General features: G+C 56.6%; 15 protein-coding genes. 11 read left to right on the top strand and 4 right to left on the bottom strand.

Features of this window, described 5'->3' with window-relative positions:
- Positions 1 to 3: 3 nt before the first annotated feature.
- The 4 genes from mreD to csrD form a co-directional block, all read right to left on the bottom strand.
- Entirely contained in the window at positions 4 to 492 is a 489-nt protein-coding gene (gene mreD, locus ACL2XO_RS04240; protein ID WP_132923600.1) for a rod shape-determining protein MreD, read from the bottom strand.
- Positions 489 to 1,520 carry a rod shape-determining protein MreC gene (mreC, locus tag ACL2XO_RS04235; protein ID WP_413726481.1) on the bottom strand — a complete coding sequence of 344 codons (1,032 nt, stop codon included), beginning with the start codon at positions 1,518 to 1,520 and terminating at the stop codon, positions 489 to 491. The genes mreD and mreC overlap by 4 nt, the downstream gene beginning before the upstream one ends.
- A 94-nt stretch (positions 1,521 to 1,614) precedes the next feature.
- Complete coding sequence (gene mreB, locus ACL2XO_RS04230) at positions 1,615 to 2,658, bottom strand: rod shape-determining protein MreB (protein ID WP_004385136.1); 1,044 nt, start codon at positions 2,656 to 2,658, stop codon at positions 1,615 to 1,617.
- Positions 2,659 to 2,967: 309 nt separating this feature from the next.
- A complete protein-coding gene (csrD, locus tag ACL2XO_RS04225) occupies positions 2,968 to 4,896 on the bottom strand; it encodes an RNase E specificity factor CsrD (RefSeq protein ID WP_413742223.1) in 1,929 nt (642 codons plus the stop codon).
- Positions 4,897 to 5,227: 331 nt separating this feature from the next.
- On the opposite strand from csrD, the gene msrP reads away from it, so the two are divergent.
- The 11 genes from msrP to ACL2XO_RS04170 all read left to right on the top strand — a co-directional run bounded on the left by msrP (position 5,228) and on the right by ACL2XO_RS04170 (position 14,425).
- Positions 5,228 to 6,229 carry a protein-methionine-sulfoxide reductase catalytic subunit MsrP gene (gene msrP, locus ACL2XO_RS04220; RefSeq protein ID WP_132923603.1) on the top strand — a complete coding sequence of 334 codons (1,002 nt, stop codon included), beginning with the start codon at positions 5,228 to 5,230 and terminating at the stop codon, positions 6,227 to 6,229.
- The gene (msrQ, locus tag ACL2XO_RS04215; RefSeq protein WP_203522922.1) at positions 6,230 to 6,829 is read left to right on the top strand and encodes a protein-methionine-sulfoxide reductase heme-binding subunit MsrQ; all 600 of its coding nucleotides are present in this window, start codon (positions 6,230 to 6,232) and stop codon (positions 6,827 to 6,829) included.
- A 241-nt stretch (positions 6,830 to 7,070) separates the two neighbouring features.
- Positions 7,071 to 7,523, top strand: coding sequence for a type II 3-dehydroquinate dehydratase (gene aroQ / locus ACL2XO_RS04210; protein ID WP_413726478.1), 453 nt, complete (start codon positions 7,071 to 7,073; stop codon positions 7,521 to 7,523).
- A gap of 20 nt (positions 7,524 to 7,543) precedes the next feature.
- Positions 7,544 to 8,014 carry an acetyl-CoA carboxylase biotin carboxyl carrier protein gene (gene accB, locus ACL2XO_RS04205; RefSeq protein WP_132923606.1) on the top strand — a complete coding sequence of 157 codons (471 nt, stop codon included), beginning with the start codon at positions 7,544 to 7,546 and terminating at the stop codon, positions 8,012 to 8,014.
- Positions 8,015 to 8,025: 11 nt separating this feature from the next.
- Positions 8,026 to 9,375 carry an acetyl-CoA carboxylase biotin carboxylase subunit gene (accC, locus tag ACL2XO_RS04200; RefSeq protein ID WP_413726477.1) on the top strand — a complete coding sequence of 450 codons (1,350 nt, stop codon included), beginning with the start codon at positions 8,026 to 8,028 and terminating at the stop codon, positions 9,373 to 9,375.
- A 137-nt stretch (positions 9,376 to 9,512) separates the two neighbouring features.
- Positions 9,513 to 9,755, top strand: a complete 243-nt coding sequence (locus ACL2XO_RS04195; RefSeq protein WP_132923608.1) for a YhdT family protein — start codon at positions 9,513 to 9,515, stop codon at positions 9,753 to 9,755.
- Entirely contained in the window at positions 9,745 to 11,190 is a 1,446-nt protein-coding gene (gene panF, locus ACL2XO_RS04190) for a sodium/pantothenate symporter (RefSeq protein WP_413742222.1), read from the top strand. The genes ACL2XO_RS04195 and panF overlap by 11 nt, the downstream gene beginning before the upstream one ends.
- Before the next feature lie 61 nt (positions 11,191 to 11,251).
- The gene (prmA, locus tag ACL2XO_RS04185; protein WP_413742221.1) at positions 11,252 to 12,139 is read left to right on the top strand and encodes a 50S ribosomal protein L11 methyltransferase; all 888 of its coding nucleotides are present in this window, start codon (positions 11,252 to 11,254) and stop codon (positions 12,137 to 12,139) included.
- A 250-nt stretch (positions 12,140 to 12,389) separates the two neighbouring features.
- Positions 12,390 to 13,355: a tRNA dihydrouridine synthase DusB gene (dusB, locus tag ACL2XO_RS04180; RefSeq protein WP_132927893.1), complete on the top strand. Its 966-nt coding sequence runs from the start codon at positions 12,390 to 12,392 to the stop codon at positions 13,353 to 13,355.
- Positions 13,356 to 13,378: 23 nt separating this feature from the next.
- The gene (gene fis, locus ACL2XO_RS04175; RefSeq protein ID WP_132923611.1) at positions 13,379 to 13,675 is read left to right on the top strand and encodes a DNA-binding transcriptional regulator Fis; all 297 of its coding nucleotides are present in this window, start codon (positions 13,379 to 13,381) and stop codon (positions 13,673 to 13,675) included.
- A gap of 78 nt (positions 13,676 to 13,753) precedes the next feature.
- Positions 13,754 to 14,425: a MarC family NAAT transporter gene (locus ACL2XO_RS04170; RefSeq protein WP_132923612.1), complete on the top strand. Its 672-nt coding sequence runs from the start codon at positions 13,754 to 13,756 to the stop codon at positions 14,423 to 14,425.
- The last annotated feature ends 4 nt before the right edge of the window (positions 14,426 to 14,429 follow it).

The raw sequence follows: 14,429 nt of genomic DNA, 5'->3' as shown, positions 1-14,429 counted from the left end.
TCCTCATTGCACGGAAAATTGGCGACGGACTTTACGCATCAGCAAAAACAGCCAGGGCCACAGCACGCCGTCCACCACGCTGCTCCAAAAGATTTCCGGCCGGAACGAAATATTGATCACCAGGAATTCGGCCCAAAATACAATGACGTGCATGCTTAATGACAGCACCACCACGATGAGTGATTGCTGCCATAAGGCCATATTCCTGAATAGTTGGAATTTGAACGCCACCAGATAGGCCAGGATGCTTAACGCCAAGGCCCTGACGCCGAGAATGGAGCCCAGCACCAGGTCCATCACCAGACCGAGCAGGAAACCGGTGCCGACATTCACCCGGTGCGGAATGGCCATGACCCAGTAAATCAGCACCAGGCTCAGCCAGGAGGGCCGGAAAAGATAGAGCTCATCCGGCCAAGGCATGATTTGTAAAATGATTGCTATCAGGAAAGAAAGCCAAATGACCCAGCTGCCGTTGCGGCGATAACGGTTCATTGGTTATCCCCGGCCGACGGATCCGCCGCGGATCCGCCCGTCCGGGACGCCGGCGTAGTTGACGGCGCCGCGGGCGTAGTTGACGGTGCCGCGGGCGCCGCGGGTCCCATGATATCCTGGGACGGCAAAACCTGCGGCATCATTTGCATCAGCCGCTCATTGGCTACCCGATGGACTTCGGCGGGCGGCAGCGGCACTTCCCCACGGGGATCGGCGCCCCATAACAGCAATAGATAGCGCAAGCGCTGGAGCTGGGCGGTGGGCCTGGCCTGAATCACGGTATACGCCCGCTGGGTGTCCACCTTGACCGAGGAGACCACCGCCACCGGATACCCTTCAGGGAAGCGACCGCCGAGACCCGAAGTCACCAAGACATCGCCCACCCGGATATCGGTATTGCCCGGCAGGTGCTCCAGCTGCAAATCCTCTGTACAGCCGTTGCCGGCCACGATAACCCGGATATCGTTGCGCAGTACCTGGATAGGCAGTGCGTGCGAGGCATCGCAAATCAGCAGTACCCGGCTGGTGAGTTTGCCGGCGGCAACCACCTGGCCCACCACGCCTTTATCGCTGATGACCGGCTGTCCCACGTACACGCCGTTGTCCACGCCCTTGTCAATCACCACCTGATCGCTGTAGGGATCGGTACTGGTGGAGATAACCTGCGTCACCATTTTCTGTTCATCCTGCCGCAGCGGCGAACCGAGCAGTTCGCGCAGTCGGGCGTTTTCCTGCCGGTATTGCCCCAGCAGCAACTGCTCGCTGTTCTTCAGCAGCAGTTCCTGGCGCAGCGCGTGGTTTTCCAGCTCCAGCTGATCCCGGGACGCCAGAGTCTGCGAGATATTATCCAACACCTTGCGCGGACCGTTGGCCAGAAAATAGAACGGGCTGACGGCGGTGTCCATATAGGCGCGTATCTGGACAAACGAACCGAGCCGACTGTCGGCGACAATTACCGCAATGGCAACCATGACAGCCAGGAACAAACGGAGTTGCAGAGAGGGTCCCCTGCTAAAAATCGGCTTCATAAGCTATGCATTTTCCTCAACAAAAAAGGGGGGCGCCGACCAGGATGAGTAATCTCAGCGTTCACCCGGCTGGTTCCCCCCTTTTCGAGGCAGGTTATTCTTCGCTGAACAAATCGCCGCCGTGCATGTCGATCATTTCCAATGCCTTGCCGCCGCCGCGAGCGACGCAGGTCAAAGGATCTTCCGCCACCACTACGGGTATGCCGGTTTCTTCCATCAGCAGGCGATCGAGATTTCTCAACAACGCGCCGCCGCCGGTCAAAACCATGCCGCGTTCGGAAATATCGGACGCCAATTCCGGCGGACACTGTTCAAGGGCCACCATTACCGCGCTGACAATGCCGGTAAGGGGCTCCTGCAACGCCTCAAGGATTTCGTTGGAGTTCAGGGTAAAACCCCGGGGAACCCCTTCGGCCAGATTGCGGCCGCGTACTTCGATTTCCCTGACTTCGTCCCCCGGATAAGCGGAGCCGATTTCATGCTTGATGCGTTCCGCGGTGGCTTCGCCGATAAGCGATCCGTAATTGCGGCGAACATAATTAATAATAGCTTCATCAAAGCGATCCCCGCCAATCCGCACCGAAGAGGAATACACCACGCCGTTGAGGGAAATGACCGCCACTTCCGTGGTGCCGCCGCCGATATCCACCACCATCGAACCGGTGGCCTCGGAAACCGGCAGGCCTGCGCCGATGGCCGCAGCCATGGGTTCCTCTATCAGGAAAACCTCGCGAGCGCCCGCGCCCTGGGCGGATTCGCGAATAGCGCGGCGTTCAACCTGGGTGGCGCCCACCGGAACGCATACCAGCACGCGGGGACTGGGACGCATAAAGCTGTTGCTGTGAACTTGCTTGATAAAGTGTTGCAGCATTTTTTCGGTCACGAAGAAATCGGCAATCACACCATCCTTCATCGGACGTATTGCCGCAATATTGCCGGGAGTACGTCCCAGCATTTGTTTGGCTTCATGGCCGACGGCAGCAACGCTTTTAGGCGAGCCGGCGCGATCCTGTCGAATCGCGACGACGGAAGGTTCATTCAGGACAATGCCCTGTCCTTTTACATAAATCAGGGTATTGGCTGTACCCAGGTCGATGGACAAGTCGTTGGAAAACATGCCACGAAATTTTTTAAACATAACTGAAGGATAATCCTGCAAGCTGGGGCGAAAATAAAATCCGCCTACTTTACCAACCACGAGAAGCAGCGACAAGGCGCTACTTCAATGAAAATACGTCCCCGTTAACATTCCCACACACCGATGAAATCCCTGACGCGGTTTTAAGCCAGGCTTCCTGTGAGAAAAATTCTCTTGCTTGCAGTCGATGGTGATAACACCAAGCAGAAAATCTGACAGGCCACCTGATCCCAGGTAATGTAAGTGCCTACTAACCATTTCGGTTAATGGGCGTATTGTACGTTAATTTTTCACGAACTTTTATACTAATCACGCATCATGGCGTGAATATTTTTTTACCAACTCATCCAACGACGCAATCGGGGCAAAAAAGTCCCCTTGCCCCCCCGCCACGGCATGATCCGTTAACGTTTGCCATTCCGACCGCGTTCTGACGCCGGCGGCAAAAACGTGTGTCGACGTGCCGATACAGGCTTCCGGCAGGCTTTGCACAAACAGCTGGTTTTCCGATCGCCGGTGGATATCCCTCACCAGGCCGGGATGCAGCTTGATCATGGCGATGGGCACCGCCGTTATATACGCGGTGCTGACGATGGTCAAACCCGCCTCCACCACGGCAAGACGGCAGCCCAGCCCGGTCAGCAAGCGTAACGCCGGACGCAGCGACACCAAGTGTTGACACAGATCCGCCTCAACAAGTTCAAACATAATTTGCTGGCGCCGGGATTTTTCGCATTGCATCAACATATTGCGCAGCCACACCAGAAATCCGCGGCGCAGCAGCGAGTCAATGCTGATGCTGAAAGCCAGCACATGATCCGGCAATTGGGCCAGCAAGGGGATAATCCGGCTTAATTGCTGGCGATCGTAGCGCTCAATCAGGCCCAATTGTCGCAGCATCGGCAAAAACTCGGCGGCGGTCACAGTCTGTCCGCCCTCGATAATGCGGTTAATCATCACCAGATGATCGAGACGGCCCTCGCGAGTATAGGCCTCCCTGGCAAATAACCGCGGCCCGTCTTCTGATAATGTGCGTTCAAGCAGGGTTCGCCACTTTACATTGCCGCGCACCGACTCGGGCACCCGGCTATCGTAAACCGACCAGGTATTCCCCCCTTGCAAAACGGCTTCACGGGTGGCCCGCTCCACGGATTCCATGACCTCAACCGCCGTTTGTCCCTTGCGGTAGCGATAGATGCCGATATTCAGGAAATCATCCCGCTGCCGTACCGGCAACGCCGTCAGGGTATTTAGCCCGCCGATGATTTGCGCCCCGAGGGACTCCGCCTCCTTTAAGGAGCAGTTGGGCAGCAGCACCGCCAAATCGCCGTGAAAATAGCGCGCCAGCAAGGCGTTGGGATAGCGCATGACAAAGCTTGAAACAAGATTGATCAATGCGTGCAGCAATCCGTTGTCTTGCGGGTTGCCGGACCGGTCTTCCATGATATCCGCATCGGTGGATCGCAGCAGCATGACCACGCCGTGGGCGCCCATCTCCTGGTTATCTTCCAATTGCAGCCCGAGCTGGTTATCAAAAAACAGCCGGTTGCTCAGGCCGGTTTTCGCATCCCGCGCGGCAAAAGCCCGGATAAGAATATCCACCCGGCTGCGCTGTTCGCGGGCCTGGGCCAGGTCGCTCAGCAAACGATCAATGGCGCTGCCGGTCAGGGAAGGAGGCTCGCCGGCATTTTCCCGCACGCTGTCCCGTTCGCCGTGGATGATACGTTTGGCCCGGTGCTCAAGGGTCTCCTGGGGCTGGATTTGCCGTCGCAGCCAGTTGAATCCCGCCAGCAAGGATAATACCGCCAGCACAATGGCGATACTCACCGGCGCCGTAACCTCAAGAGTACGGCCCTCGCTCAGGGGCGCCGCCCGATAGGACGCGGTCACCAGCAGGTCCGGACGGTGAGCCAGCGCAAGCCGGCGCTGGCGGTAACCATAAGGGGGCGCCACGGGTTCGGCGGACAGCGGGAAACGGTACAGGACCTTCTCTCCCTGCCGGATTTCCAGCCCGCCGACGCCGGTGCTTTTCAGCGCATAGGGCAACCAATGGTCAAGAGCGGTCAGCGGCTCGGTCAATAACGCCTGATCCAGCGACGAGGCCAGCGCCGCCATTTGTCGATCGGTGCGGTGCTGATTAAGATAAAAAAAACTTAAGGCGCTGCTCGACAGCATCAACAACATCACCAGCGAGCACAATAAGGCCATCATTGCGGAGAGTTTGACTATCAATCGCATCCCTGTGCCCCGATAAAAGTCTGAGGTTAATCTGCGACCAGAGTATGAAAAGCGCAACATCACCTGTCGCCGCCCTCGTAGCCGGAAGATGGAAGGCGCAATGTCCGTCCCCGTCGCCGCCTTTACCGCCGGTTGCAAATCAAAATAAGTGTATCGGTAGTTGGTTTAAAATGACATATTTTTAGCCAATACGTTTATAAATCCCCCAAAATCGTCAGTCAGCGAGGGGGAGTTGACAGCACGTTGAAGCGTAGCGGGAATGAAAATGATTTTTATGCATCATACTTATAAATAATGTGAAAGCCTGTGGTTTGATCCTGTGGAGCCCGTCATGAACCGTTACCGTGCATTGCGCGACGCCGATGTCACCGCTGAAGAAGCCTTTTTCCAGCGCAGGAAAGTATTGAAAGCCTTGGGGCTCACCGCTGCTGCGCTGAGTCTGCCGTTTCAGGCCCGGGCGGATATCGCCTCCTGGATAAAACGGCACGAGCCGCCCAAGGCTCCGCCCGGCAAAGCCCTGACCTTCACCCAGCCGGCGCAGTGGCACGCCGGGCTGCCGTTAACGCCGGAGGAAAAAGTCACCGGCTATAATAACTTTTATGAATTCGGCATGGACAAATCCGACCCGTCACATAATGCCGGCGGCTTAAAAACCGACGGCTGGAAGGTGCGCATCGACGGCGAAGTGGCGAAACCCGTCACCCTGGATATGGACGATATCCTCAAGCGTTTCCCCCTGGAAGAGCGGATTTACCGGATGCGCTGCGTTGAAGGCTGGTCAATGGTAGTGCCCTGGATAGGCTTTGAGCTTGGAAAGCTGCTTAAACTGGCGGAACCCACCGGCCAGGCGCGTTTCGTGGCGTTCCAGACGCTGGACGATCCCTCCCAGTTGCCCGGCGAAAAAGATAGCCTGCTGGGGGGCGGCCTGGCCTATCCTTATGTTGAGGGGCTGCGCCTTGACGAAGCCATGCACCCCCTGGCGCTGATGACGGTGGGCGTCTACGGCAAAACCCTGCCGCCGCAAAACGGCGCCCCCATCAGATTGATCACTCCCTGGAAATACGGGTTCAAGGGCATAAAATCCATAGTCAGTATCCGGCTGACCCACGACCAGCCGCCCACCACCTGGAATCTCGCGGCGCCGAACGAGTATGGCTTCTACGCCAACGTCAATCCCCATGTGGATCACCCGCGCTGGTCCCAGGCAACGGAGCGGGTGATAGGTTCCGGCGGCATCCTTGATGTAAAGCGCCAGCCGACCCTGTTGTTCAACGGCTATGCCGGACAGGTGGCCGGACTCTATCGCGGACTGGATCTACGGGAGAATTTTTAAGTGCGATTGACCCTCAAGCACATTTTCTGGCTCAAAATCCTGCTGCACCTGGCGGCGTTTCTGCCGTTGGTCTGGCTGGTTTATGCGGTATTGCAAGGAGATTTCAGCGCCGACCCGGCCAAGGATATCCAGCATTTCACCGGGCGGACAGCCCTTAAGCTGCTACTGGCCTCTCTACTGGTGACGCCGCTGGCCCGCTACGGCCGCCAGCCGCTGCTGATCCGCTGCCGCCGCATGCTGGGCCTGTGGTGCTTTGCCTGGGTCACCCTGCATTTGCTCAGTTATGCGCTGCTGGAGCTGGGCATCGATAATCTCGGCCTGTTGGGCAGCGAACTGGTGAGCCGGCCCTACCTGACGCTGGGAATTGTCAGTTGGTTCATATTATTGGCGCTGGCGGTCACCTCAACCCAGCGCGCCCAGCGCAAATTGAAAGGCCGGTGGCAAACGCTGCACAACCTGATCTATGTGGTGGCGATCCTCGCCCCGATTCATTATCTTTGGTCGGTGAAAATTTTGTCGCCGCTGCCCCTGATGTATGCCCTAGGGGCGGCGGTGCTTTTGGCTCTGCGTTATAAAAAATTTCGCCATTGGTGGTCATGAAACAATAAGTTTTTATTTCTATCCCCGTTCAAAATGCGCTATCTTGCTCTCCACTTTGCGGCAGGCGCCAAGGTAAACTTCGCGGATTTCGCCAGCATTTAGCGGCTAAAAGCCGCGATATCTTTATAATGTATAAAGCGGCCGGCAATTTGCGGCGAATTTTGCAGCAAAAAGATGACAAATTGATACCATAAGGTTATTTTCTACCGGGTATCGTCAATTAACGGGAGATAGCGGCACGATGGCGGATAAATTGCACATTTTGCTTCTTAACGGCCCCAATCTGAATTTGTTGGGGACGCGGGAGCCGGATAAATACGGACGAACCACCCTTGCGGATATTGTCAGCCATCTCGATACGCTGGCCAAGGAGTACGACGTTACGTTCAGCCATCTCCAATCCAATGCGGAGCATGTCCTGATAGAACGTATCCATCAGGCCCGTGGCAATACCGACTTCATCGTCATCAATCCCGCGGCGTTCACCCACACAAGCGTAGCCCTGCGGGACGCGCTGCTGGCGGTAGATATTCCGTTTATTGAAATTCATCTTTCCAATGTGCATGCGCGTGAGCCTTTCCGCCATCACTCCTATCTCTCCGATATTGCAGTCGGCGTTATCTGCGGCCTCGGCGCCGACGGTTATTATTTTGCTTTTCAGACGGCGGTTAAGCGGCTGTCTGCATCCAATTAATTAGTGTATGGAACCCACTCATGGATATTCGTAAGATCAAGAAACTGATTGAACTGGTTGAAGAATCCGGCATTTCAGAGCTGGAAATCTCCGAAGGCGAAGAATCGGTTCGTATTAGCCGCGCCCCGGCGATGCAGGCCTATCCGATGATGCAACAGGCGTATATACCCGCCCAGCAGCAGCAGGCGGCGCCGGCAATTGCCCCTGCTCCCGCCGCCGCGCCCGCGGCGGAATCCGCCGTACCCGCCACCATGAGCGGCCATCTGGTACGCTCGCCGATGGTGGGCACCTTCTATCGCACGCCGAGCCCGGACGCCAAACCTTTTGTGGAAGTCGGCCAGAAGGTCAATGTCGGCGACACATTATGCATTGTCGAAGCGATGAAAATGATGAACCAGATCGAATCCGATAAGGCCGGCGTTGTTAAAGCCATTTTGCTGGATAACGGTCAACCGGTTGAATTTGACGAGCCGCTGGTCGTCATCGAATAACGAGGCGCCACATGCTAGATAAAATAGTCATCGCCAATCGTGGTGAAATTGCGCTGCGTATTTTGCGCGCATGCAAGGAATTAGGCATCAAAACCGTGGCGGTACACTCCACGGTGGATCGCGACCTTAAACATGTTCTGCTGGCGGATGAAACCATTTGCATCGGGCCGCCCCCCTCCGTAAAAAGCTATCTGAATATCCCGGCCATTATTTCAGCGGCGGAAATCACCGGCGCCGTGGCCATTCACCCCGGTTACGGCTTTCTGTCGGAAAACGCCGACTTCGCCGAACAGGTGGAACGTTCAGGATTTATCTTTATCGGACCGCGCGCCGAAACCATCCGATTAATGGGTGATAAGGTCTCCGCCATCAGCGCCATGAAAAAAGCCGGCGTACCCTGTGTGCCCGGCTCCGATGGGCCGGTGGGGGATGATATGGAGAAAAACCGCGCCATCGCCAAGCGCATCGGTTATCCGGTTATCATCAAAGCCTCCGGCGGCGGCGGCGGTCGCGGCATGCGCGTAGTGCGCAGCGACCATGAACTGGAATCCTCCATCGTCATGACCCGCGCCGAAGCCAAGGCCGCGTTCAGCAACGACATGGTCTATATGGAAAAGTACCTGGAAAATCCCCGGCATATCGAGGTCCAGGTGCTGGCGGACGGCCAGGGCAACGCCATTTACCTGGCGGAGCGCGACTGCTCCATGCAGCGCCGCCACCAGAAGGTCGTGGAAGAAGCGCCCGCGCCGGGCATTACCGAAGCCATGCGCCATTACATCGGCGAACGCTGCTCCAAGGCCTGCCGGGACATCGGTTACCGCGGCGCCGGTACCTTTGAGTTCCTGTATGAAAACGGCGAGTTTTTCTTTATTGAAATGAACACCCGTATCCAGGTGGAGCATCCGGTGACCGAGATGATCACCGGCATTGATCTCATCAAAGAGCAGCTGCGGGTGGCCGCCGGCCAGCCGTTGTCCATCAAGCAGGAAGAAGTGGTGGTGCGCGGCCATGCGGTGGAATGCCGTATCAATGCCGAAGACCCCAACACCTTTATGCCCAACCCGGGCAAGATCACCCGTTTTCATGCGCCGGGCGGTTTCGGCGTCCGCTGGGAATCGCATATTTACGGCGGCTATACCGTACCGCCTTATTATGATTCCATGATCGGCAAGCTGATTTGTTACGGCGAAAACCGCGACGTGGCTATCGCGCGCATGAAAAATGCCCTGGCGGAGCTGATTATCGACGGCATCAAGACCAATATCGATTTGCAGCTCAGAATCATGAATGACGAAAACTTCCAGCACGGCGGCACCAATATCCATTATCTGGAGAAAAAACTTGGCCTGCAGGAAAAATAACAGTATTAACAATAGATTATATGTCTTACCTCGTTGAAAAACGATCCCGGAGTTAAAGAGGCGGGGCAGGACGCTATGTAGGCGAAACAGGCCGGTTCTTACCGGCCTATTTTATGACTTCTATCGGCATAAACATCATGGATAAACGATTTGGGCAGGCTCACCGCGAAGCCCGCTGGGCGTTCGGCCTGGCGGTGGCTTACCTGATTGCCTGGCTGCTGGCCGCCTACCTGCCGGACGATAAGCAGGGCATTACCGGCCTACCCCACTGGTTCGAAATGGCCTGCCTATGGGTGCCGTTGCTGTTCCTGCTGCTCTGCTGCCTTATGGTGCGCTTTATCTATCGCGATATACCGCTGGAGGATAACGATGCAAACTAAGGTTGTCATCCCCCTGATAGCTTATCTGGCGCTGGTATTTATCCTCTCCGTCTATGCTTACCGCCGCCGCCGGAAAGGCGACTTCCTCAACGAATATTTCCTGGGCAACCGCTCCATGGGCGGCTTCGTGCTGGCGATGACCCTTACCGCCACCTATATCAGCGCCAGCTCGTTTATCGGCGGGCCGGGCGCCGCTTACAAATACGGCCTCGGCTGGGTGCTGCTGGCCATGATCCAGGTGCCCACCGTCTGGCTCTCCCTGGGCGTGCTGGGAAAAAAATTCGCCATCCTGGCCCGGCGCTATAACGCGGTGACCCTGAACGATACGCTGCTGGCCCGTTATAACAGTCCGCTGCTGGTCTGGCTGGCCAGCATAAGCCTGCTGGTGGCGTTTATCGGCGCCATGACGGTCCAGTTTATCGGCGGCGCGCGCCTACTGGAGACCGCCGCCGGCATACCCTATGATACCGGTCTGCTGATTTTCGGCGTGACCATCGCGCTCTATACCGCCTTCGGCGGCTTTCGCGCCAGCGTGCTCAACGATGCCTTTCAAGGGCTGGTGATGCTGCTGGGTACGTTTGTTCTGCTGTACGGCGTCATTCACGCCGCCGGCGGCCTGTCCGCGGCAGTGACCAAACTGCACCAAATCCAGCCGGCGCTCACCGCCCCCAGCGGGGTGGATCATATTCTGTCGCCGCCGTTTATGGCGTCGTTCTGGATCCTGGTCTGTTTCGGGGTAATCGGCCTGCCCCATACCGCGGTACGCTGTATTTCCTACCGGGACAGCAAAGCGGTGCACCGCGGTATTATCATCGGCACTCTGGTGATCGGCGTATTGATGCTCGGCATGCATCTGGCGGGGGCGCTGGGACGGGCGATCCTTCCCGACCTGAAGATCCCCGATCAGGTCATCCCGACGCTGATGATCACCGTACTGCCGCCGTTTGTGGCCGGCATCTTCCTGGCGGCGCCGCTGGCGGCCATTATGTCAACCATCAATGCGCAGCTGCTGCAATCCTCCGCGACGATCGTCAAGGATCTCTACCTCAGCCTGCGCCCGCATCAGGCCGGCAACCAACGCCTGCTCACCAGAATGTCCGGCACGGTAACGCTTATTCTCGGCCTGCTGCTGCTGCTGGCCGCCTGGCGCCCGCCGGAAATGATCATCTGGCTGAACCTGTTGGCGTTCGGCGGCCTTGAAGCGGTATTTCTCTGGCCGCTGGTGCTGGGTCTTTACTGGGAACGCGCCAACGCCGCCGGTGCGCTAAGTTCTATGATATGCGGCGGCGTCTGTTACGCCGTGCTGGCCACGCTTAATATACAACCCGGCGGTTTTCATCCCATTGTGCCCTCGCTGCTGCTGAGCCTGCTGGCCTTTGTGGCGGGCAACAGGTTCGGCAAAACGGGCCGCCAGGCGGAACAGGCCGGTCTGTGACCTTTTAAACATAGCGGCAAGGCGGAACCGGCCGGCCATTCACTTTTTTATCGGAGCAGCCATGCCCTGGATTCAACTTAAGATCAATACCACCGGCGCCGACGCGGAAACCCTGAGCGACGCGCTAATGGAATACGGCGCGGTCTCGATCACCTTTCAGGATACGCACGACAACCCGGTTTTCGAGCCGCTGCCGGGCGAGACGCGTTTATGGGGCGATACCGATGTCATAGGCCTGTTTGCCGCCGACGCCGATATGGCGGCGGTAATAGAGGCCTTGGCGGGCCATCCGCTGCTGGGAGAGGGTTTTACCCACAAAATCGAACAGCTTGAGGATAAAGATTGGGAGCGGGAATGGATGGATAACTTCCATCCCATGCGATTCGGCCGCCGGCTATGGATTTGCCCTAGCTGGCGACCGGTGCCCGACGCCGGCGCGGTAAACGTCATGCTTGATCCCGGCCTCGCCTTCGGCACCGGCACCCACCCTACCACCGCCCTCTGCCTGCAATGGCTGGACGGGCTCGATCTCGCCGGCAAGACCCTTATCGATTTCGGCTGCGGCTCCGGTATCCTGGCCATCGCGGCGCTGAAACTGGGCGCGGCCCGCGCCATCGGTATCGATATCGACCCGCAGGCCATTCAGGCAAGCCGGGACAATGCCCGCCGTAACGGGGTGGAAGAGCGCCTCACCCTGTTTTTATCCCAGGACAAGCCCGACAACCTGCGCGCCGATGTGGTGGTGGCGAATATCCTGGCCGGGCCGCTGCGTGAGCTGGCCCCGCTGCTCTGCGCCTTGCCGGAAAAAAAAGGCGGTGTTATCGGTTTGTCCGGCATTCTCGCCAGCCAGGCGGAGGGCGTTGCGGCGGCCTATGCCGACGCTTTCCTGCTGGACCCCGTGGCGGAGAAAGAGGAATGGTGCCGGTTAACCGGTCGCCGCCGCGAATGAGGCAAAGGCCGGGCCCGGCCCCAGCCTCCGTCGCGACAGAAATGAGTTGTTGGTGAAAAAATTTCCACCGCACAAAAGGTGTTTATGAGAATAACCCTTTGTAATTTATAAAAAAATAGTCACGCAGGCCATCCTATGAACATTTTCATTGATCTATAGCACAGGATTGTTCAAAGTTTGGCCTTTCATCTGACGAAAAAAATGCGTAATATACGCGCCCTTGCGGACACAGTATGGTCACTCTTTGTCTATGCGTATTGGACAGCTTCAGCTCGATAATTGCCTGATGGCCGCTCCGATGGCCGGTGTGACAGATCGGCCATTCAGAGCGCTTTGTCATGCAATGGGGGCCGGATTGACGTTTTCCGAGATGCTTTCCTCTAATCCTGAGGTATGGCGCACGGATAAGTCGCGTCTGCGTATGGTACATAGTGATGAGCCCGGTATCCGGGCCGTGCAGATTGCCGGGTGCTGCCCTGTGGATATGGCTGCCGCCGCCGTCATTAACGTGGCGAACGGCGCGCAGCTGATTGATATCAACATGGGTTGTCCCGCTAAAAAAGTGAACCGGAAAATGGCGGGTTCCGCCTTGCTGCAGTTTCCGGATCTGGTGAAACAGATCCTGTTATCCGTGGTCAAGTCGGTAGACGTGCCGGTCATGCTGAAAATACGCACGGGCTGGTCGCCGGAACACCGTAACTGTGTAGAAATTGCCCAATTGGCCGAAAATTGTGGTATACAGGCCATCACGATTCATGGCCGCACCCGCGCCTGTTTGTTTAACGGTCACGCGGAGTACGACAGTATTCGGGCAGTTAAGCAGTCTGTCGCCATTCCGGTTATCGCGAATGGCGACATCACTGACCCGCATAAAGCCAGAGCGGTATTGGACTACACCGGGGCCGACGCCCTGATGATAGGACGCGCCGCTCAGGGAAGACCCTGGATCTTCCGGGAAATCCAGCATTATCTGGATACGGGGGAAACGCTGCCGCCGCTGCCGTTAGGCGAGGTAAAGCGTTTGCTGATAGAACATATACGGGAATTGCACGACTTTTATGGTCCAGGCAAAGGATTCCGCATTGCTCGAAAGCACGTTTCCTGGTACTTACAGGAGCATGCCCCCGACAACCAGTTTAGGCGCACATTCAACGCCATAGAGGATGCCGGCGAACAGCTGGAGGCGTTGGAGGCATATTTTGAAAATCTTGCGTAATTGAAAAAAGAGCTGACAGAACTATGTTCGAACAACGCGAAAATTCTGACGTACTGACCGTTTCCACCGTTAACTCTCAGGATCAGGTAACAAAAAAACCGCTGCGGGACTCGGTGAAACAAGCACTGAAGAACTATTTTGCTCAATTAAATGGTCAGGATGTTAATGATTTGTATGAGCTGGTGCTGGCTGAGGTGGAACAGCCACTGTTGGACATGGTCATGCAATATACCCGCGGTAATCAAACCCGCGCGGCCCTGATGATGGGTATCAACCGCGGCACGCTGCGTAAGAAATTGAAAAAGTACGGTATGAATTGATACTGTAACTTAACTTATTAATAATAAAAGCGTTAACGGGAGACCGTTAGCGCTTTTTTAATAAGGAAATTAAATACTATGGGCGAACTCTTCAGGGCGATAGGCTTAGGCTTGCTGGTGCTGTTGCCGCTGGCCAATCCTTTGACAACCGTGGCATTATTTCTGGCCCTGGGCAAACACATGAGCCAGGAGGAGCGGAGACGGCAATCGCTCATGGCCTCGGTGTATGTCTTTATCATCATGATGACGGCGTATTATGCCGGCACGGTGGTGATGAATACCTTCGGCATCTCTATACCCGGCCTGCGCATTGCCGGCGGCCTTATCGTCGCTTTTATCGGTTTTCGCATGCTGTTCCCGCAGCAGAAAGATGAGTCCGATGACCAGTTGCAGCCCGGCGACGGAATACACCACCACCCCGCCCCCAACATTGCCTTCGTCCCGCTGGCCATGCCCAGCACCGCCGGCCCCGGCACTATCGCCATGATTATCAGTTCGGTCTCCACCGTAAAAGACTCGGTTTATTTCTCACCCTGGGTCATTACCGTCGCACCGGTGCTTATTTTTCTTTGCATCAGCCTCATCTTGTGGGGATGTTTGCTCAGTTCCGGCGCCATCATGCGCCTGATAGGGGAAAGCGGCATCGAGGCAGTCTGCCGGGTGATGGGATTTTTGCTGGTCTGTATGGGCGTACAGTTTGTCATAAACGGTATGCTGGAAATCATCTCTACTTATCCGATAAAACCCTAGTCCG

Source organism: Sodalis sp. RH15 (genome assembly GCF_047324255.1).
Classification (GTDB): domain Bacteria; phylum Pseudomonadota; class Gammaproteobacteria; order Enterobacterales; family Enterobacteriaceae; genus Acerihabitans; species Acerihabitans ligni.
This window is presented reverse-complemented; position numbering and strand designations above follow the sequence as displayed.